1 protein-coding gene is annotated in these 478 nt (G+C 39.1%); it reads right to left on the reverse strand.

Annotated features, from left to right (window positions below; genetic code table 11):
* Positions 1-290: 290 nt before the first annotated feature.
* Positions 291-478, reverse strand: a 188-nt coding sequence (locus L5849_RS14975; protein ID WP_236926198.1) for a hypothetical protein, incomplete at its 5' end; no start/stop codon positions are given.

Genomic DNA, 478 nt, shown 5'->3' on the forward strand with positions numbered 1-478 from the left:
GCAGCGGAAGTGGAGGCTTTTCTTAGAAAGTTTAACGAAACCAATAATACGATATTTCTCACGGAGGAACACATCAAGGCCTTGGGCGCAGCATTCGTCAAAGAAGCTGATGCAAATGCTGATGCAAAAGTCTATTTCGATGAGCTCGTCTACGCTTTGTTGAAAGAGACTTGAGTTGATGTCTAAACAAATCGACTTTCCTGATGCAGTCGTACTATTATACAAGATTACCAGCCAGTACGGAAGAACGCACAGCATAAGACGAGCGAGAGTTAAACAATTATCAATGCTTATTGCTTTTCTCCAACACAGATTTCACTGTCAATATAATCAGTTTCAAAGATTGAAACTCTCTCAACAGTTCTGCCATTTCGGGCACTCATAAAACTCACCATCTGATCGATTAAACTAGATTTCTCTTTATAAAATAAAATAAAATTCCCAGGTAGGACGATGAATGATTTTTCACTGTGGCGAT

The organism is Erythrobacter sp. SN021 (assembly GCF_021864455.1).